Here is a 20,846-nt window from a genome sequence, read left to right as displayed (position 1 = left end):
AAAATTTTTAATGTTTATGTTATCAGTAATATTTTATATTTTACTACTAATATCATGAATAATTTTAGATATTTTTGATGTAGAATTTCTAATTCCTAGAGAATAAGCTTTTTTAGCCATTATATAAAGTTTATCTCTATTTAAAGAATTCAATGTTTTTATAATTAATTTTGTACTAAGTATTGATTGTTCAATAATTTTTGCAGCACCATTTTTTTTTAAATCTTCTGCATTTAAATATTGCTGTTTGTCTTTATGTGGATAAGGTATAAATATTGCACCTAATCCTACTACGGTAATTTCACTTACTGTTAAAGCACCGGATCGAGATATAATTATATCTGCCCACGCATATGCTTCTGATATATTTTCGATAAATGAAGTTATTATATGTTTATATGAACTGTATTTCTGATATTTTTTTTTAGTTATTTCAAGATCATTATTACCTGATTGGTGCCAAATAATAACTTTTTCTTTTAAAAAAAATGATATCTTTGGAAGAACTTTATTAAAAATAGAAGCACCTTGACTTCCTCCAATAATTAAAATTCTCAAAGGACCTTTTCTATTTTTAAAACGTTCAGCCGGTGGTGGTATATTGATAATGTTTTCACGAATAGGATTTCCAACTACTTCTGCATTTAACAAAGTTCCAGAAAATGCTTGCATGTTTTTCGTAGAAAGTCTAGAAAGTAGTTTATTTGTTATTCCTGCAATTTTATTTTGTTCATGTAAAATAAAAGGAATTTTACAACTCCATGCTGCTAATCCACCAGGACCTGATACGTATCCTCCCATTCCTAATATAACATTTGGTGTCCAATTTTTTATTATTTTTTTAACTTGAAAATATGAATTTAATATATTTATTGGAGAAAAAATTAAATTTTTTAAGCTAGTATTACGCAATCCCTGAATTTTTATAAAATGTATTTTAATATTGTGTTTTGGAACAATTTCAGATTCTATTTTGTTTTTTGTACCTATCCAATTTACATCCCATCCCTTTTTAATCAGGTCTTTTGCAATAGTAAGACCTGGAAAAACATGTCCGCCACTACCGCCTGCTATAATTATTATTTTTTTAGAATTCATTTAAATGCCTTTAGGAAAAGCTTGGTGTTCACTTAATCGTATTTCAAAATCAATTCTTAGCAATATACAAATAGCCATTAAATTAACAATTAGACTTGAACCACCATAGCTAATTAATGGTAAAGTTAAACCCTTAGTAGGTAATATACCAGTTACAGCCCCAATATTTATTAGTGTTTGAAAACTAAACCATAAACCAATTGAACAAGCTAAAAATCCTGAAAAAATTTGTTTTTTTTCAAAAGATTTTTGTCCTATATACATAGCTCGAAAAGAAATGAAGAAAATTGTCAATAATATTAAAAAACAGCCTATATAGCCTAATTCTTCACCTATTATAGAAAATATAAAATCACTATGAGCTTCTGGTAAATAATTTAATTTCTGTATTGAGTTGCCCAAACCTTGTCCGAAAAAATGACCACGTCCTAAAGCTATTAAAGATTGTGTTAATTGATATCCATTGCCGAATGGGTCTTTCCAAGGATTCCAAAATGATAATATTCTTTTAATACGATATGGTTCAAAAAAAACTAAAGCAGTGATAATCACAACCACTAAAAAAATAATTGCAAAAAACTGTTTTATTTTTACCCCAGAGAGAAATAAAATTGATAAAGTAGTAACAAATAAAACAATAACTGTACCTAGATCAGGTTCTGCTAACAAAAGAATTGATTGTATTGTAATAATTGTCATAGGTTTTAAAAACCCCCAAAAATTATTACGTACTTCATTTATTTTTCGTGATAAATAATTAGATATATAAAAAAATGAAGATATTTTACATATTTCAGCAGGTTGTACATGTAACATACCTATATTTATCCATCGATGTGATCCATGTACTGATTTTCCTATTAATAGTACAATTATAAGTAAAAAAATTGAAATAATTAATATTAAATTACTATTTTTTTTCCAAAATGAAATAGGTATACGTAAAAAAATAAAAGATAATAAAAATATTAAAAAAAAATAAAATATTTCTCTTTTTACAAAAAAAAAGGGATCATGATATAAAATTTGGCCTATAGGAATAGATGAAGATGTCACCATAACTAATCCTGTTACACATAAACCTAAAGTCAACCATACCAAGAAACGATCATATAATACAATATTATTATTTTTTATATTATTTTTTTTTTTAAAAAAAACATTAATTCATTTCCTTCGATAATGCTATAAAAAGATTACCTCTTTCTTCAAAGTTAGAAAACTGATCTTTACTACTGCATCCAGGAGATAACAGAACAACGTCACCTGGTTGAACTTTTTTTGAAATTAAAACTATTGCTTGATTTAAAGTCTTAATATAAACAGATTTTTTTTCACATAGTTTTGATAAAATAAGACCGTCTTTTCCAAAACAATATATTTTTATTTTCAATTTTTCGAAATATTCTTTTAGAATACTAAAATTTGAAGATTTACTATCTCCTCCTAACAATAACCATATTGTTCCTTCTATATTTAAATTCTGAAGAGCAACTTTGGTGCTATCAACATTAGTGGATTTAGAATCATTTATCCAGGATACATTATTATTAACATGTACTTTTTGGAATCGATGTGGCAATCCTGAAAATTTTTTAAGTGTATTTATTGCAATTTCTCGATCGAATTTCATTGCATCGGAAATTGCCAATGATACAAGTGCATTTTCATAGTTATGAAATCCATTTAAAAACATATTACTAGTATCAAGAACTTTTTTGTTTTTACAGTACAAAATTGTTTTTTCTTTTTCATTATTAATATAATAGTTATTATTTTGACATATACCAAAACTAATATATTTTTTAAATTTTGTATCAAATGGTTTTTTTTCTCCTTTTTTTAATTTAATTAAACAAATTTCAGCTTGATTATAAATAGATAACTTAATTTTTTTATATTGTGTAAAGCCTTCTGGATACCTGTCAAGATGATCTTCAGTAACATTTAGAACTACAGCTATTTTTGATTTTAAACTAAATGTAGTTTCTAATTGAAAACTAGACAATTCAAGTATATATAAATTAGCTTTTTGGTTTAGCATTGACAGTACTGGAAATCCAATATTTCCTCCTAAAAAAACTTTATATCCTGATTTCTCTGCAATTTTTTTTACCATAGTTGCTACAGTACTTTTTCCATTAGTACCAGTGATCGAAATAATTGGACATTTTGCTTCTCTAGAAAATAATTCAATATCGCTAATAATATGAATTCCTAATGAACGAGCTTTTGTTAAAATAGGTTTAAAAGAAGAAATACCTGGACTGATAACAATTATATCAGATTCTAAAATCCAATTTTTTTCTAATGTTCCTAACTTGTATTCAATATTTTTAGGTATTTTTTCTAAAAAATTAGGTTTTTTATATTCATCTATTGCTCTAGGTTTTATTCCTTTTTTTAGAAAAAAGTTAATACATGATATTCCAGTTAATCCTAATCCTAAAATTAATATTTTTTTTCCAAAATAATTATATGACATTAATTTACCTTTAAAGATAGCATTCCTACAAATAAAAGTAACAGAGAAATTATCCAAAATCTTACAACAATTAAAGATTCAGATAATCCTGTTATTTCATAGTGATGATGAATTGGTGCCATTTTGAAAATTCTTTTATTTCTTATTTTAAAATATATAATTTGTAATATCACTGATATAGTTTCAAATACAAAAACACCACCTAAAATTAATAATAAAAACTCTTGATGTAATAATATAGATATCATTCCTAATGAACCACCTAATGATAACGATCCAACATCACCCATAAATATTTTAGCTGGATAGGTATTAAACCATAAAAACCCTAATCCTGATCCAATTATTGCTGTGCATAAAATACTTAACTCATTTGCTTTTGCTAAATAAGGAATATTCATATAATTAGAAATAAAAACATTTGAACTGCAAAAAGAAACTAATCCTAAACCAAAAGATAATAAAATTACTGGCATAATTGCCAATCCATCTAATCCGTCTGTTAGATTTACTGCATTACTTGTTCCAACGATAACAAAGTAACATAAAAACATATATAAATAATTTACTTTGAAAAGTACTTTAGTATAAAATGGAACTACTAATTCAATACTAAGTGTGTCACTTGAATGAAAATGAATTAAATAAATAATAACAACAGCAATTATTGATAACCAAAAGAATTTCAAAAAAATTTTTAATCCCTTAGAATTTTTATATTTTATTTTTTTATAATCATCTAAAAATCCAATAAATCCATATCCTACTAATATACCTATAACATACCAAATGTATAGATTAAATAAATCACAATAAAGAAAAATAGAAATCAATATTGAGATAAGTACAAATAATCCCCCCATGGTAGGTGTATTTTTTTTTAAACGATGTCTTATCGGTCCATCTTTACGTATTATTTGATAATTTTGTGATTTTTTAAAGTAAGATATGATGTGTGGAGCAAAATACAAATTAATAAAAAAAGATGTTAATAAACTAAATATCATACGAAATGAAATATAAGAAAATACTTTTAAGTGTAAATATTGATTAAGCCAAATCAGCATTTTTTTTGAACTCCCTGATTAGGTACTCTACTATTGTTTCCATTTTTGCATTACGAGAACCTTTAATTAAAATTGTAACTTGATCTTTTTTTAAGATCATTTTTTTTAAAATTTTTTTTAACTTTTCTTTTTTTAAGAAATGTATACTATTTTTACATATTTTACTGATTTCATAACTATTTTTACCAATACTTAAGATATTATCGATTTTAGATAAACTAGCAATATTTCCTATAATTCTATGATATAGAGGACTGTTTTCTCCTAACTCAGCCATGTCACCCACTACTAGTATTTTATAACCTGGCATATTTTCTAATACTTTGATTGCTGTTGTCATTGATGCAACATTAGAATTATATGTATCGTTAATTAAAGTTTTATTCGTGCTTAATTTAATTGATTCTAATCGACCTGGTAATAGAGGTGTAGATAACAAACCATCTTGGATTTTTTTTAAAGGTATATTAAGAGAAAATGCGAGAGCGCTAGCTGCTAAAGCGTTAGATATGTTTTGATATCCTAGAAAAGGTAATGAAATATCTATTTTACCAGATGGTGTGCACATGGTAAAATATGTTTTATCTGTATAGATTTTAATATTAGTAGAAAAAAAATTACTTTCTTTTTTTTTTCAATAGAAAAATAAAAAATATTTTTATTTTTTATCTTTTTTTTCCATTGAGAAAGATGATGACTATCTAAATTAATAATCACTGTACCTTGAGATTTTAGACCAGATAATATTTCTGATTTTGCTTTTGATACTCCTAATAATGATTTAAAACCTTCTAAATGTGAATAATGAATATTATTTATTAAAACTATATTTGGTTGTACAAGATTAGAAGTATAGTGAATTTCACCAGGATTGTTGGCACCTAACTCAATTACTCCATATTTATGTTGTTTTGTTAACTTCATTAAGGTTATAGGAACTCCTATGTGATTGTTTAAATTATTTGTTGTAGATATTGTTTTTTCATTCTTTTTTAGTATAGATGTAGTCATTTCTTTTACTGATGTTTTACCGCACGATCCGGTAATTGCTAATATTTTTGGATTTATTTTTTGACGAATCCAAGTTGCAATTTTTCCTAAAGCAATAGATGTATCTTCTACTACGATATAGGAAATATTACAATTTATTTTTTTTTGACTGATAACTGCAGAACAACCTTTATTAATTGCTTCTCTTATAAAGATATGTGCGTCAAATTTTTTACCTTTTAAAGCAATAAAAAGACAACCTAATGTAATCTTTTTTGTATCTATAACAATGTCATGTATTATTAAATTTTTCCCGTATAATTGACCGTTAGTGATGATGGAAATTTTTTTTAACGATAGAGGAATCATATTTTTTTTCCAATAATTTTAATATTGTCTTTTGATCTGAATAATTGATTATTTTATTACCTATTATTTGTTGATTTTCATGTCCTTTTCCAGAGATAAAAATTATATCATTAATATTTGCTTTGAAAAAAACATAGGATATTGCTTTTTTTCTGTTAGGAATAATTATTATTTTTTCTTTATTGATGCATCCTTGTATAATTTCTTTAATAATTTTATTTTGATTTTCGTTTCTAGGATTATCATTCGTAATAATTACTCTATCTGCTATTTTTTCTGAAATAGTTCCCATTAATGGACGTTTTTTTTGATCTCTTTCTCCTCCACATCCAAATATACACCATATTTTTTTTTTAAAAAAATGTGATTTAATAGCATTTAATGCTTTTTCCAGTGCATCAGGAGTATGAGCATAGTCTATAATAATAGTTGGTTTTCCAAAAACATTAAATTTTTGCATTCGGCCAAGTATTGGTTGAAGTTTAATAGATGTATTAATAAGATCTGATAATTTATAATTCATTTCAAGCATAGAAGCTAATGATAATAATAGATTTTGTACGTTAAAATAACCAATCAAGCAAGTTGATAATACTCCCTTACCCCAACTTGATTCAAATTCTATTTTAGTAAAATTACTATTAGATTGAATATTAATTGCATTTATCCATTTTTTAGAATATTTTTTTTGTTTTGTATCTTTTATAGTAACTGCAATTGTATATTTATCTGATAATTTTTTTAACCATTTTTTCGCATATTTATCATTAGCATTTAATATTATTTTTTTTACTTTATGTTTATCAAAAAAAGACCATTTTGATAATTCATATTGTTTCATGTTTTTATGATAATCTAAATGATCTTGTGTTAAGTTTGTGAATATTCCAATATAAAATGGAATGTTTTTAACACGATTTTGCATTAAACCGTGTGATGAAACTTCTATGGTAACTAAATTAATTTTTTTTTTAAGGCGATGTATAAAAATGATTGAATATCAATAGCTGAGGAAGTTGTATTTTTTGTAGGTTTTAAAACGTTATAAAAACCATTTCCTAAAGTACCCATTGTGGCAGTTTTTTCCCCCAATAATTCACTCCATTGATTAATTAGTTGTGTTACAGTAGTTTTTCCATTGGTTCCAGTTACGCCAATAATTTTTAACTTATCAGCTGGTTTTTTGTATATTCTTCCTGCTAAATTTGAAATATGTTCAGATAATTTGAAAAAAGATAATATAGGAGTTTTATTAATATAACTTATTTCTCCATGTTTGTTTTTTTCTTTAGTTTCTGAGAGTATTGCTACTGCTTTTTTTTTAATTGCTTCAGAAATAAAATTATTTCCATTTTCCTTTGTACCTTGTATGGCTATAAAAACGTCTTGAGAAGTTAATTTTCTACTGTCTAAACATAGGTTTAAAAACTTTTTTTCAGGAGCATTTTTAATCCATGGAGATAAAATGTTTTTTAAGTTGTTTTTTTTCATTGATTTTCTTTAAAATATCACGATTATTTATTTTTTAAATTATCTGGTTTTATTTTCATTTCTTTTAGTACTAATTTCATTATTTTACCAAATATTGGGGCAGAAACTGCACCTCCATAGTATTTTTTTCCCTTAGGATTATCAACTATAATTATTAAAGAAAATTTTGGATTGCTAACTGGTGCTATTCCTGCAGTGTAAGCTATATATTTTTTGATATAATATCCGTGAACACCTACTTTTTTTGCAGTTCCTGTTTTAATTGCAACACGATATCCTTTAATTGCTGCTTGAGAACCACCTTCGCCAGGTTGGGAAACCGTTTCCATCATATCGATGATGTTTTGTACATATTTTTTAGGAAAAATTCTTTTTTCATATAATGGATGATCAATTCTAATAATAGAAAGTGGACGATAAATTCCATGGCTACCAATAATTGTATATAGACGAGCTAATTGAAGAGGCGTTATCATCAATCCGTATCCAAAAGAAAAAGTGGCTTTTTCTAAATCTGATAATTTTTTCTTTTTAGGAAGAAAACCTTTTTGTTCTCCAATTAATCCTAAGTTAGTTGGTTGTCCTAATCCGAATTTAATATAGCTGTTGATTAATTCTTTAGTATTCATAGATAATGCAATTTTTGATACTCCAACATTACTAGATTTTTTTAATATTCCTGTTATATCTAGTTTCTCGTGGTATGAAACGTCTTGTATTTTGTGTTTTTTTATAAAGTAAGGTTTGGTATTAATTATTGATTTTTTTTTAATTATTCCTCTTTTTAGTGCTTCCATGATAACGATTGGTTTAACTGTTGATCCTGGTTCAAAAGCATCTGTAATAGCTCTGTTCCGAAGATTTTTCTTTATCATGTATTGTATGTCATTTGGATTGTATGAAGGACTATTAGCCATAGCTAATATTTCTCCAGTTTTAATATTAACTAAAATCGCAATTCCAAAATCTGCTTTATTTTCATTGACTGCATTGTTTAATTTTTGATATACAATTGTTTGTAATTTTTTATCGATACTTAGTATTAAATTATTAGAATTAGATTTATTTATTAAAGATTCATTTTCAATTATTTGTCCTTGATTGTCTCTTCTTACTTTTCTTTTTCCTGGCTTTCCTGTTAGATATGAATTAAAACTTTTTTCTATACCTTCGATTCCTTCTCCATCTATATTGTTTATCCCAATTAATTGAGCTGCAATTTCTCCTGAAGGATAATATCTTTTTGATTCTTCTATTAAAAAAACTCCTGGTAATTTTAATGCTTTAATATAATCTCCAATTTCTGGATTAATTTGACGAGCTAAATAAATAAACTTAACATTTTTATCCGAGTTAATACGAAATATTATTTTTTTTAATGGAATTGATAATATCTCTGATAATGCTTTCCAACGTATATTATTTTTAATATCATTTATATTAACAATAACTGTTGGATCTATAAATACTGCATTTACTGGAACAGCCACAGCTAATGGATATCCTGATCGATCATTAATTATTCCTCTTCTACTTATTACTGATTGTATTCTTAGTGTTCTGCGATCTCCTTCATATGATAGTTTTTTAGAATTAATTATTTGAAGAAATACTATGCGTAATGTTAAAATTACTAAAAATAAAAAAACAATACTGCACAATGTGATAAAACGCCAATTTGTATAAATTATTTTTTTTTTTCTTTTTTCTTTAAGAAAGTTTGTTTTTTTTTTCGTATACATTTTCAGATATCTATTATATTTTAGACATGTTTTTTATTTAATTGAAAATATTAATTTCTAATTAATAGAAGCTATAGAAATAGCATTTTTTTCGATAATTAAATTTCTCCATTCATCGTCTTTTTTTTTTGTTTTAAACTTAAAATTTCTTCTTCAGCAATCAACAAGCGAGTATTGTAAACTACGATAACAACAGAATTAGCAGATAAAATTATTGCTAATAGTAAAATTAGATGAATTTTTCCATATAAAAAAAAATCTTTTTTAATTATTTTTGGTAAATCATAACGTTTTATTTTCATATTTATTCTTTTAATTCAGCTATTCGAAGCACGGAGCTACGAGATCTAGAATTTTTTTTAATTTCTTTCGGGGTTGGTAAAATTCGATTAATAACTTTTAATTTACATATTTTTAGTTTGTTTAGTTGATTTTCTGTAATAGGTAAACCGTATGGAACAGTGGCTTTTTTGCTATTCTTAACCATAAAATTTTTTACTATTCTGTCTTCTAAAGAGTGAAAAGTAATAACGGAAAGGCGACCTCCTGGCTTTAATATTTGTAATGTATTTTCTAATCCTTGTTTAATTTCTTCTAATTCTTGATTAATATAAATTCTAATTGCTTGAAAAGTTCTTCTAGCAGGATGTTTGAATCTATTTTTTATAGGTGTTGCTTTTTTTATAATTTCTACTAGTTCAAGGGTACTTTTTATTTTCTTTATTTTGCAATAGTTTTTAATCGCATACGCAATTCTTTTTGAAAATCGCTCTTCTCCAAAGTGTTTTAAAACAAAATAAATTTCTTTCATATCACTTTTGAAAAGCCAATCTGAAGCAGAAATACCGCAATTTGGATTCATTCTCATGTCTAAGGGGCCATTTTTTTTAAACGAAAAACCTCTTTTTTCATCTTCTATTTGCAGTGATGATGTTCCAAGATCAAATAAGATTCCATTGACTTTTCCAATAATATTTTTATATTTTGCATAATTTAAAATTTTTGAAAAGTTTTCATGAATAATATGAAAACGTTTATCTTTAATTTGATTTCCTATAAATACAGAATTTGGATCTCTATCAAGAGAATAGAGTTTCCCTTCTTTTCCTAATTTTTTTAAAATTGCAATAGAATGGCCACCCATTCCAAATGTGCTATCAATATAAATACCGTTTTTTTTTATTTTTAATGATTCTATTAATTCTTTTTTCATTACAGAAATATGTTTGATTGTTTGATTCATAGTGGAATATACATGATATAAATGAAGAAGGTACACGGTTATTTTCGAATGAAAATAACCATGTTTAATATAGTTTTTTTTGATAAATTATTTTGAAATATTTTATGTGTATAAATAAAAATATTTTTTTAAAAGATTTTTTTTTAAATAGAAATTAATTTTTTATTTTGTAATAAAATCAACCCCGAGAAATGCCGACTATTCCAGAACGCGTCATTTCAACAATTTCTGATATATTTCTAATTATTTTAAGAAAAGAATCTAGTTTTTTTGTAGTACCAGCAAGCTGTAATACATATGTTGTAGGTGTTATATCTACAATTTGTCCTCGAAATACTTCAGTAATATGTTTAATATCATCTTTTTTACAGTTATTTGTTTGTACCTTTAATAACATTATTTCACGTTCTATATGAGAATTTTGTCCAATTTTTATCACTCTTAATACATCAATCAGTTTATGTAGTTGTTTTTCAATTTGTTCAATAGATTTTTCATTTCCGATTGTTTGTATGGTCATTTTTGATAGAGAAGGATCTTCTGTTGGCGCAACTGTAACTGTTTCTATATTGTAACCTCTTTGTGAAAACAATCCTATCACTCGTGATAATGCACCTGATTCATTTTCTAAGAGAACAGATAAAATTCTTCGCATATTTAGGAGACCTCTTTTTTCCTTAACCACATTTCATTCATACCGCCACCTTGAATTTGCATAGGATAAACATGCTCAGAATCATCTATTTGAATATCTAAAAAAACTAAATTACCCTCAGATAGTTTTTTTAATGCTAATATTAATTTTTCTTCTAATTCTTCAGTTTTTTTTACTCTTAAACCAATGTGTCCATATGATTCAACTAATTTTACAAAATCTGGAAGTGAATCCATGTAGGAATGTGAATGTCTTCCAGAATAAATCATATCTTGCCATTGTTTAACCATACCTAAAGAAGAATTATTAAGATTTAATATTAAAATTGCAAGATTATATTGTCGTGCTGTAGATAATTCTTGAATATTCATTTGAATACTACCATCTCCAGTAATACAAATTACTGTAGCTTTTGGTAATGCTAATTTAACGCCTAAAGCAGCAGGTAATCCAAATCCCATAGTACCTAATCCACCTGAATTAATCCAACGTCTAGGTTTGTTAAATTGATAATATAATGCAGTAAACATCTGATGTTGTCCTACATCTGAAGTAATATAGGATGTGCCTTTCGTTAATTTAAAAAGAGTTTTAATGATTGTTTGTGGTTTTATTTTAGTACTTTTTTTATTATATTCTAAACTTTTAACTTTTTTCCATTCTTCTATAGAAGACCACCATTCTTTTAAAGAATGAACTTTTTTTTCTTTTTTTATTAATTCAATCATTTCTTGTAAAACTTGTTTAGCATCTCCAACAATAGGAATGTCTGCTGAAACAGTTTTAGAAATTGAAGTAGGATCAATATCAACATGTACAATAGTGGCATTTGGACAATATTTTTTTAAATTATTTGTTGTGCGATCATCAAATCGTACACCAATTGCAAAAATTACATCAGAATAATGCATGGCCATATTAGCTTCGTAAGTACCATGCATACCTAACATAGAAATACTTTGAATATGAGTACCTGGAAATGCACCTAATCCCATTAAAGATGTTGTTACAGGACAATTAATTTTTTCTGCAAACGTACGTAATTCTTCATTGCTATTAGAACTGATAATTCCTCCACCTGCGTAAATAACAGGTTTCTTTGCTTTTAATATTGTACGAAGTGCTTTTTTAATTTGCCCCTGATGACCTTTAGTTGTTGGATTATAAGAACGTATATGTATGTTTTCTGGCCATATAAAATTGTATTTATTTGTTTTTTTTAAAATATCTTTTGGTAAATCAATAACTACTGGTCCTGGACGTCCAGTAGATGCTAACCAAAAAGCTTTTTTAAAAATGATAGGTATATCTTCAGTTTTTTTTACTAAAAAGCTGTGTTTGACTATCGGACGAGAAATACCAATCATATCACATTCTTGAAATGCATCGTATCCAATTAATGATGAAGCCACTTGACCAGAAATCACTACCATCGGAACAGAATCCATATAAGCTGTGGCAATACCGGTAATGGCATTGGTGGCACCTGGCCCTGAAGTAACTAATACAACACCTATTTTTCCAGTAGATCTTGCATATCCATCAGCCATATGAGTTGCTGCTTGTTCGTGTCTTACTAAAATGTGTTCAACTCCGCCAACAGTTTTGAGAGCATCATAAATATCTAGGACAGCACCACCAGGATAACCAAATATATGCTGTATTCCCTGATTAATTAATGATCTGATGACCATTTCGGCTCCTGACAATATTTCCAATTTTTCCTCCAGGATGCTAATTTATTAGGTTTTATTTCCTAGTTTTCTATTTGTAGTTTATCCTGATAGTTTATCTAGATAAAAAAAGAATAATTTAATATATTAAAAAAATTTTAAAATATTTTTATTACAATGACTTAATTTAAAATTTTTAGAAAACTTGATTTTTTAGGTTAATTAGTTGAATTGTTTCATTATTACAAATATATTAAATTTTATCAATAAATTGAAATAAATTTGTTTTATTAAAAATGCTTGATTTAAAAATTTAATACTAATTCACATTTTTACTACTAATTAAAAATTTTTTAAAATGGGGTGACATCCATGTTGAAAACGTATTGTTTTTTTTAGTTATAAAACAGGTTGCTAAATTTTCTCTTAATGCCAACATCTTGGCTTTTTTGAAACCCAAAATAAGTAGTGCACTATCCCAACCATCAGCTTCTAAAGCAGTTGATGAAATTACGCTTACTGATATTAAGTTATGTGTTACAGGCATTCCTGTTTTAGGATCAATCAGATGTGATATTTTTTTACCTTTTAAATAATAATAATTGCGATAAGTGCCAGCTGTACTAATTGATTTGTTTTTTAAACGAACTAATAAATGAATTGATTTTATTTTATCAGTAGGTTTTTGAATTGCAATAATTTTAGGATTTTCTTTTCTTTCTGTTTTAACTAAAACTGTACCTCCTACTGAAATAGTATAATTTTCTATTCCTTCTTTTTTAAGAATAGAGGAAAGGTGATCTGCTGCAAATCCTTCTCCTAATGTAGAAAGATTAATTTTAATACCATCTAAATTCTTTTTGATATAATTTCCAGTAGAATTACTAATTAGTTTTAAATGTTGAATTCCTGTAAGAGCAATATTTTTTTTTATTTTATTAATAGAGGGATAGCGATACGGTTTTTTTTGCTCACCAAATCCCCATATATTAATTAAATTACCAATTGTAATATCTAGTTTTCCATGAGTTTTTTTATTAATTTTTAACGCTGTTGAAATAATTTTAAAAAAATTTTCATTGATAACTAACAGTTTATTTTTTTTTAGTTTGTTAAATTTAGATACTAAAGAGTTTTTTTTCCAAGAAGATAGCAGTGCTTCATCTTCATTTAAATTTTTTTGTATTAAATTTTTTATATATAATTTGTTTGGTATATAAGGAGTGCTCACTTGCCAATATGTACCCATAGTTTTACCTTTTAATTTTGTAAATTTTTTTTCTTCATTTTTATCTAATATAGTAAAAAGCATTAAAAATAAAAAAAAAGTACTGAACATAATATTTAAAATCATCTATATCAAATTATCCGTTTAAAATAAAAAAATTTATTATAAATAATTTTTACATTTTAATTTGATAAATTTATTTTTTTATTTTCTCCTAAGCATCGATGGAGTTAATTAAAGATGGAGTGTATACTAAAAATTTATTGTCATTTAATAGTAATATTTTTTAGTGGTTTTATTTATAAGATCAGATTGTAATTTACGAGAAATAAACGATGAAAAGAATAAATATAGTATTAAGCGGGATAATGCTTGTTTTAACGCTATTACTAAGTTTTGGAATGTCTTGGGGAAATAAAACTTTTACTTATTCTCAAAATATTCCTTCTGTACAACCAACTCCTAGTTTAGCTCCGATGCTAGAAAAAGTTATGCCTTCAGTTATTAGTATTAATATTGAAGGAAGTACTGTAGTTCATACTTCTCGCTTACCTCATCAATTTCAACCATTTTTTGGTCATAATTCTCCATTTTGTCAGGGTAATTCACCATTTCGCAATTCTCCTTTTTGTCATTCTAATCCAGATTCTAATAGTATGCATGAAAAATTTCATGCATTGGGTTCTGGTGTAATTATTAATGCTGATAAAGCATATGCTGTAACAAATAATCATGTTGTAGAAAATGCAAATAAAATTCAAGTACAATTAAGTGACGGACGTCGTTATGAAGCATGCATAATTGGTAAAGACGCTCGTTCCGATATTGCTTTAATACAATTAAAAAATGCAAAAAATTTAAGTGCAATAAAAATTGCTGATTCTGATACACTTCGAGTAGGTGACTACACTGTAGCAATTGGTAATCCGTACGGTCTTGGTGAAACTGTGACTTCCGGTATTGTGTCCGCTTTAGGACGAAGTGGATTAAATATTGAGCATTATGAAAATTTTATTCAAACTGACGCAGCTATTAACAGAGGTAATTCTGGTGGAGCATTAGTTAATTTAAACGGTGAATTAATAGGTATTAATACTGCAATATTAGCACCAGATGGGGGTAATATTGGCATTGGATTTGCTATTCCTGGAAATATGGTTAAAAACCTTACAGAACAAATGGTAAAATTTGGACAAGTAAAACGTGGAGAACTTGGCATAATAGGTATGGAATTAAATTCAGATTTAGCTAATGTGATGAAAATAAACGCTCAAAAAGGTGCATTTGTAAGTCAAGTTTTACCTAATTCTTCTGCTTTTCATGCAGGCATTAAAGCTGGAGATATTATTGTTTCCTTAAATAAAAAATCAATTTCGAGTTTTGCAGCATTACGTGCTGAAGTAGGATCTTTACCAGTATCTACTAAAATGGAATTAGGAATATTTCGAAATGGAATAACTAAAAATGTCATTGTTGAATTGAAACCATCTTTAAAAACGAGTATTAGTTTAGGAGATATTTATACGGGAGTTGAAGGTGCTGATTTAAGTGATTATTCCTCAAATGGACAAAAAGGTGTAAAGATAGAAAATGTAAAATTGAATACTCAAGCTTCAAAAATTGGTTTTAAGAAAGATGATATCATTGTAGAAGTAAATCAAAAATTAATAAATAATTTAAATGATTTAAAAAATGTTTTAGATTTAAAACCAAATATATTAGTTTTTAGTGTGAAAAGAGGAAGTAATAGTATTTACTTAGTAAGTGAATAACTATTTTAGCGTTCCGCCCGATACATAACCGGGCGGTTTTCATTGTTTTATTTTGTACCGCGTAAAAGTTGATTAATTTCTACTTTGTTGAGTGTTTTAGAATCTACTTTTTTAACAATAATTGCAGCATATAAATTATATTTTCCATTCTGTGATGGTAAGCTTCCAGAAACTACTACAGAGTTAGCAGGTACTCTTCCATATAAAATTTCTCCTGTTTCTCTATTATAAATTTTAGTACTTTGTCCTATAAAAACTCCCATAGAGATTACTGAACCTTCTTCTACAATTACCCCTTCTACTATTTCGGAACGTGCTCCAATAAAACAATTATCCTCAATAATTGTAGGGTTGTTTTGAAGAGGTTCTAAAACACCTCCTATACCTACACCACCAGATAAATGCACATTTTTTCCAATTTGAGCACAAGAACCTACAGTGGCCCAAGTATCTATCATAGTTCCTTGATCTATATATGCACCAATATTTATATATGATGGCATTACAATAGTATTAGAATTAATAAATGATCCATACCGAATTGTAGCTGGTGGAACTACTCGAATTTTTTCTTCTTCAAATTTTTTTTCATTGTAATTTTCGTATTTAAGAGGAATTTTATCGTAGTAGTTACTAATACTACCTTGGAATATATTATTTGTATTTAAATACATATACAATAAAATTGCTTTTTTTAACCATTGATGTGTAATCCACACATTTTCTTTTTTTTCTGAAATTCTAATTTTTCCACTATTTAATAATTTAATAATATGATGAATTGTTTGATGCGTTTCAACATCAATATTTTTAACATTAATTTCATTTTTTTTTATATAAGCATTTTCAATGATTTCTTTACATTTTTTCATTTTTTCAATTAACCTGATTAAATATGTTATTAAATTTTTTACTAGATATAATTATTTATTAATAAGCTTAGATGGTATTGTTTCGTTTTTCTGCCATGTTAAAATATCACATCCGTTTTCTATTATTAGTACGGTATGTTCATATTGTGCAGATAGAGAATGATCTTTTGTTTTAACAGTCCAACCATCTTTCATACATTTTACTTCATGACTGCCTGCATTAATCATAGGTTCAATAGTAAAAATCATTCCTTTTTCTAGAATAATGTTACTTTTATTTTTATAATGAAGTACATATGGTTCTTCATGAAATGAACGTCCAATACCATGCCCACAATATTCTTTTACAACTGAAAAGTTATTATTTTCGACGTAATTCTGAATTACTTCACCAATTTTGTATAGCGGTATTCCCGGTTTTAATATATTTAAAGATTTATATAAACTTTCTTGAGCAATTTTGCACAAACGTTTAGATAAAGTGCTTGTTTTTCCTACAAGAAACATTTTTGAAGTATCTGCATGATAATTGTTTTTTATAATTGTAATATCGATATTAACTATGTCTCCTGATTTTAAAATTTGATTTTTATTTGGAATTCCATGACATACTACGTCATTAATAGAAACACAAATAGATTTTGGAAAACCATGATAGCCTAAACATGCTGAAACAGCTTTTTTTTTAATAATAAAATCGTGGCAAATATTGTTAATTTCTTCTGTACTGATATTAGGTTTAACATATTCTTCAATCATTTCTAATACTTCTGCAGCTATTTTTCCAGATGTTTTCATTCTTTCAATTTCTGATTCTGTTTTTATTATGCAATTCATAATATTTAGCCGATTTTTAGATTTAATAAAATTTAGAATGTTTAAATTATACGTTTAAAATCCTACTTGAAAATAATTTTTTGTTTTATTATTTAATTAATATATTGAAATAAAAAGTAAAAGACGTTAATAATTATTATTATTCTTAATATTGATTATGATATATTTATATTAAATTCGTTTTTATAAATGAAATATGATTTTTTTTATTTATAAAGTTTTTATTTGGAATTAATTATTTAAAAATTTATTTTTCTGATATTTTTATTAAACTTTTTTTTAAGGAATAGTTATGGAAATAGTATCAATGCGAGACATGTTAAAAGCAGGAGTTCATTTTGGTCATCAAACACGTTATTGGAATCCAAAGATGAAACCTTTTATTTTTGGTTCTCGAAATAAAGTACACATTATTAATTTGGAAAAAACTCTTCCAATGTTTAATTTTGCTTTATCTGAATTAAAGAAGATTTCTTTTAAAAAAGGAAAAATATTATTTGTAGGTACTAAAAGAGCTGCCAGTAAAAAAATAAAAGAAACAGCTTTAAATTGCAATCAATTTTATGTTAATCATCGTTGGTTAGGAGGAATGCTGACTAACTGGAAAACTGTTCGACAATCTATAAAACGTTTAAAAGATTTAGAAATAGAATCACAAGATGGTACTTTTTTAAAACTTACTAAGAAAGAAGCTTTGATAAGAACACGAGAACTATCTAAGTTAGAAAACAGTTTGGGCGGCATTAAAAATATGGGAGGTTTACCTGATTGTTTATTTGTAATTGACGCTGCTCATGAAAATATTGCAATTAAAGAAGCAAATAACTTAGGAATTCCCGTGTTTGCTATAGTTGATACTAATTCTAATCCTGATGGTGTAGATTATGTAATCCCTGGCAACGATGATGCCATCAGATCAGTGACATTATATTTACAAGCTGTATCAATTAGTATTTCCAAAAATCAAAATTGTAATTCATTTAGTGAAATGTTATTAGATACAGATAATAAAAATATAAGTATAGAATAACAATCACGTGTTTTTATTTTAAATGTAGAAGAGGAAATAATTATGAGTAATATTACTGCTTGCTTAATTAAAGAGTTAAGATTACGTACAGGAGCAGGATTTATGGAATGTAAACGTGCATTGATAGAAGAGAAGGGAGATATTGAGTTATCAATTGATAATTTAAGAAAATCAGGACAAGCAAGAGCTGAGAAAAAAACACATAATATTACAAATCAAGGAATGATATTTGCAAAAATTAAAAACAAAATTGGTGCTATGCTTGAATTAAATTGTCAAACTGATTTTGTTGCAAAAGATAATTTATTTTCCTTATTAGGAAAAGAAATAATTTTAACAGCGTTGTCACAAAAAATAAGAAATATTGATGATATCAAAAATATTTTTGAAATGAAAAAAACAGAATTAATTTCAAAAGTAGGTGAAAATATTAAAATTAATCGATTTAGTTTTATTGAAGGTGATAATATATTTTCTTATATACATGGTGGTCGAATTGGTGTATTAGTTAGCGCCAGTAATCTCAATAAAGAAATACTAAAAAATATTGCTATGCATATTGCTGCAAGTAAACCTGAATATTTATCTCCAAATGAAATATCTAATTCTGTTTTTCAACGTGAATATGAAATTCAATTAGAATTAGCAAAAAAACAAAATAAATCTTCTGAAATATTAAAAAAAATAGTTCAAGGTCGAATGAATAAATTTATTAATAATATTTCATTAACTGGTCAAGACTTCATTATGGATACTACAAAAACAGTAGGTTCATTACTAAATGAACATAATGCTCGTATTATATCTTTTATTAGATTTGAAGTTGGAGAAAAAAAATTTAATTGATTTAAAAAACTATTTTAAAAAATAAAATATATACCAGTTAATTAAAAAAAATAAAAAATATTTTTAATAAAAAATCTATTTAGGTTAAAAAAATATGTCTACCAATACAAAATTTATATACCGTCGTATTTTGCTTAAAATAAGCGGTGAAGTCTTGCAAGGAGTGAATAAATTTGGTATTGATATAAATTCTTTAAAAAGAATAGTAAAAGAAATTAAATTAGTATTAAAATTTGGTGTTCAAGTAGGTTTGGTAATCGGTAGTGGAAATTTATTTCGTGGTGCAACTTTGTCTCAATTAGGGGTAAATAGAATAGCAGCAGATCATATAGGTATTTTATCAACGATAATTAATAGTTTGGCTATGAGAGATATTATGAATTCTCATTCAATTCCTACTTACGTCATGTCTTCTATATCAGTGAATGGCATATGCGAAATATATCATTATGAAAGAGCAATAGATTTGTTGTCTAATAATATTGTTGTTATTTTTGCAGCTGGTACAGGCAATCCTTTATTTACAACGGATTCTGCTGCGTGTTTACGCGGGATTGAAACAAAATCAGATATAATTTTAAAGGGTACAAAAGTTGATGGAGTTTATTCCAAAGATCCAAAAAAACATTCTCGAGCTATTTTTTATAAAAACTTAACATATAAAGATGTTATTCAAAAAGAACTAAAGGTTATGGATTTATCGGCTTTTTCTTTAGCTAGAGACCATAATTTACCAATTCGAGTGTTTAACATTAATAAACCTAGATCTTTGTACCGTATTATTAAAGGTTACGATGAAGGTACTCTTATTAAGTAAATTAATAAAAAGAATATTATCCATTTAAAGAATAGATTTTATAGGTACTCATGTGATTAATGATATTCATATTAAAAGTAATGAAAAAATGAAAGTATGTATTAACAACTTTCAAAATCAAGTTAATAACATTCGAACTGGACGAGCATCTCCAGAATTATTAAACAATATTTATGTTGAATATTTTGGTTCTAAAGTTCCTTTACGTCAAATATCTAATGTAGTAGTTGAAGATTATCATACTCTTAAAATTAATGTTTTTGATGATTCTAGTACATCTGTAATTAAAAAAGCAATTTTAAATTCTAATCTTGACTTGAATCCAGTTTTATATGGTAAAGATATTATTATACCAATACCCGGTTTGACAGAAGAAAGAAGAAAAAAATTAATTAAAATAATACGTAATAACGCAGAAAATGCTCGAATTTATATAAGAAATATTCGTAGGGATGCAAATGATAAGATAAAGAATTATCTAAAAAGTAAAATTATTAGTGAAGATAACGAGCATACTGCACAAAATAAAATTCAAATAATGACAGATGATTATATTAAAAAAATAGATTTAATCTTATCACAAAAAGAAAAAGAACTTATGAAATTTTAAATTTTATAAAATATTTTTTTA

General features: G+C 26.1%; 21 protein-coding genes. 5 read left to right on the top strand and 16 right to left on the bottom strand.

The window, feature by feature from the left end; genetic code table 11:
- Positions 1-33: 33 nt before the first annotated feature.
- The 14 genes from murG to QZ401_RS02305 form a co-directional block, all read right to left on the bottom strand.
- Entirely contained in the window at positions 34-1,098 is a 1,065-nt protein-coding gene (gene murG, locus QZ401_RS02370) for an undecaprenyldiphospho-muramoylpentapeptide beta-N-acetylglucosaminyltransferase (protein ID WP_295164599.1), read from the bottom strand.
- Entirely contained in the window at positions 1,099-2,265 is a 1,167-nt protein-coding gene (gene ftsW / locus QZ401_RS02365) for a cell division protein FtsW (protein WP_295164874.1), read from the bottom strand.
- A complete protein-coding gene (gene murD, locus QZ401_RS02360) occupies positions 2,261-3,583 on the bottom strand; it encodes a UDP-N-acetylmuramoyl-L-alanine--D-glutamate ligase (protein ID WP_295164597.1) in 1,323 nt (440 codons plus the stop codon). Before murD ends, ftsW begins: the two co-directional genes overlap by 5 nt.
- The gene (gene mraY / locus QZ401_RS02355; protein WP_295164595.1) at positions 3,583-4,650 is read right to left on the bottom strand and encodes a phospho-N-acetylmuramoyl-pentapeptide-transferase; all 1,068 of its coding nucleotides are present in this window, start codon (positions 4,648-4,650) and stop codon (positions 3,583-3,585) included. Before mraY ends, murD begins: the two co-directional genes overlap by 1 nt.
- Complete coding sequence (locus QZ401_RS02350; protein WP_295164593.1) at positions 4,634-5,218, bottom strand: cyanophycin synthetase; 585 nt, start codon at positions 5,216-5,218, stop codon at positions 4,634-4,636. Before QZ401_RS02350 ends, mraY begins: the two co-directional genes overlap by 17 nt.
- Positions 5,194-6,009, bottom strand: coding sequence for a Mur ligase family protein (locus tag QZ401_RS02345; RefSeq protein ID WP_295164591.1), 816 nt, complete (start codon positions 6,007-6,009; stop codon positions 5,194-5,196). The genes QZ401_RS02350 and QZ401_RS02345 overlap by 25 nt, the downstream gene beginning before the upstream one ends.
- Positions 5,969-6,934, bottom strand: a complete 966-nt coding sequence (locus tag QZ401_RS02340; RefSeq protein WP_295164589.1) for a UDP-N-acetylmuramoyl-L-alanyl-D-glutamate--2,6-diaminopimelate ligase — start codon at positions 6,932-6,934, stop codon at positions 5,969-5,971. The genes QZ401_RS02345 and QZ401_RS02340 overlap by 41 nt, the downstream gene beginning before the upstream one ends.
- 29 nt (positions 6,935-6,963) lie before the next feature.
- Entirely contained in the window at positions 6,964-7,500 is a 537-nt protein-coding gene (locus QZ401_RS02335; RefSeq protein WP_295164587.1) for a Mur ligase family protein, read from the bottom strand.
- Positions 7,501-7,523: 23 nt separating this feature from the next.
- Complete coding sequence (gene ftsI / locus QZ401_RS02330; RefSeq protein WP_295164585.1) at positions 7,524-9,242, bottom strand: peptidoglycan glycosyltransferase FtsI; 1,719 nt, start codon at positions 9,240-9,242, stop codon at positions 7,524-7,526.
- A 98-nt stretch (positions 9,243-9,340) separates the two neighbouring features.
- The gene (locus tag QZ401_RS02325) at positions 9,341-9,544 is read right to left on the bottom strand and encodes a cell division protein FtsL (RefSeq protein WP_295164583.1); all 204 of its coding nucleotides are present in this window, start codon (positions 9,542-9,544) and stop codon (positions 9,341-9,343) included.
- Between the two features lie 2 nt (positions 9,545-9,546).
- Positions 9,547-10,485: a 16S rRNA (cytosine(1402)-N(4))-methyltransferase RsmH gene (gene rsmH, locus QZ401_RS02320; RefSeq protein ID WP_295164581.1), complete on the bottom strand. Its 939-nt coding sequence runs from the start codon at positions 10,483-10,485 to the stop codon at positions 9,547-9,549.
- Between the two features lie 178 nt (positions 10,486-10,663).
- On the bottom strand, positions 10,664-11,140 hold the full coding sequence (gene ilvN / locus QZ401_RS02315) for an acetolactate synthase small subunit (protein WP_295164579.1): 477 nt from the start codon (positions 11,138-11,140) through the stop codon (positions 10,664-10,666).
- Between the two features lie 2 nt (positions 11,141-11,142).
- Positions 11,143-12,858, bottom strand: coding sequence for an acetolactate synthase 3 large subunit (ilvI, locus tag QZ401_RS02310; protein WP_295164577.1), 1,716 nt, complete (start codon positions 12,856-12,858; stop codon positions 11,143-11,145).
- A gap of 274 nt (positions 12,859-13,132) precedes the next feature.
- Positions 13,133-14,167 carry an FAD:protein FMN transferase gene (locus tag QZ401_RS02305; protein WP_295164575.1) on the bottom strand — a complete coding sequence of 345 codons (1,035 nt, stop codon included), beginning with the start codon at positions 14,165-14,167 and terminating at the stop codon, positions 13,133-13,135.
- Between the two features lie 209 nt (positions 14,168-14,376).
- Here QZ401_RS02305 and degP point away from each other — a divergent pair, with 209 nt between their 5' ends.
- On the top strand, positions 14,377-15,813 hold the full coding sequence (gene degP / locus QZ401_RS02300) for a serine endoprotease DegP (RefSeq protein ID WP_295164574.1): 1,437 nt from the start codon (positions 14,377-14,379) through the stop codon (positions 15,811-15,813).
- 47 nt (positions 15,814-15,860) lie between these two features.
- Here degP and dapD read toward each other — a convergent pair whose 3' ends face one another.
- Entirely contained in the window at positions 15,861-16,685 is an 825-nt protein-coding gene (gene dapD, locus QZ401_RS02295) for a 2,3,4,5-tetrahydropyridine-2,6-dicarboxylate N-succinyltransferase (RefSeq protein WP_295164573.1), read from the bottom strand.
- Between the two features lie 51 nt (positions 16,686-16,736).
- The gene (gene map / locus QZ401_RS02290) at positions 16,737-17,522 is read right to left on the bottom strand and encodes a type I methionyl aminopeptidase (RefSeq protein ID WP_295164571.1); all 786 of its coding nucleotides are present in this window, start codon (positions 17,520-17,522) and stop codon (positions 16,737-16,739) included.
- Positions 17,523-17,814: 292 nt separating this feature from the next.
- On the opposite strand from map, the gene rpsB reads away from it, so the two are divergent.
- The 4 genes from rpsB (at position 17,815) to frr (ending at position 20,825) form a co-directional block, all read left to right on the top strand.
- Complete coding sequence (gene rpsB / locus QZ401_RS02285) at positions 17,815-18,552, top strand: 30S ribosomal protein S2 (protein WP_295164569.1); 738 nt, start codon at positions 17,815-17,817, stop codon at positions 18,550-18,552.
- Positions 18,553-18,591: 39 nt separating this feature from the next.
- The gene (gene tsf, locus QZ401_RS02280; protein ID WP_295164872.1) at positions 18,592-19,398 is read left to right on the top strand and encodes a translation elongation factor Ts; all 807 of its coding nucleotides are present in this window, start codon (positions 18,592-18,594) and stop codon (positions 19,396-19,398) included.
- A gap of 94 nt (positions 19,399-19,492) precedes the next feature.
- Positions 19,493-20,215: a UMP kinase gene (gene pyrH / locus QZ401_RS02275; protein WP_295164567.1), complete on the top strand. Its 723-nt coding sequence runs from the start codon at positions 19,493-19,495 to the stop codon at positions 20,213-20,215.
- Between the two features lie 52 nt (positions 20,216-20,267).
- Positions 20,268-20,825: a ribosome recycling factor gene (gene frr / locus QZ401_RS02270; RefSeq protein WP_295164566.1), complete on the top strand. Its 558-nt coding sequence runs from the start codon at positions 20,268-20,270 to the stop codon at positions 20,823-20,825.
- The last annotated feature ends 21 nt before the right edge of the window (positions 20,826-20,846 follow it).

This window comes from uncultured Buchnera sp. (genome assembly GCF_913776765.1).
GTDB lineage: Bacteria > Pseudomonadota > Gammaproteobacteria > Enterobacterales > Enterobacteriaceae > Buchnera > Buchnera aphidicola_AO.
The sequence above is the reverse complement of the archived record's forward strand: the minus strand, read 5'-3'. Positions and strand labels throughout refer to the sequence as shown.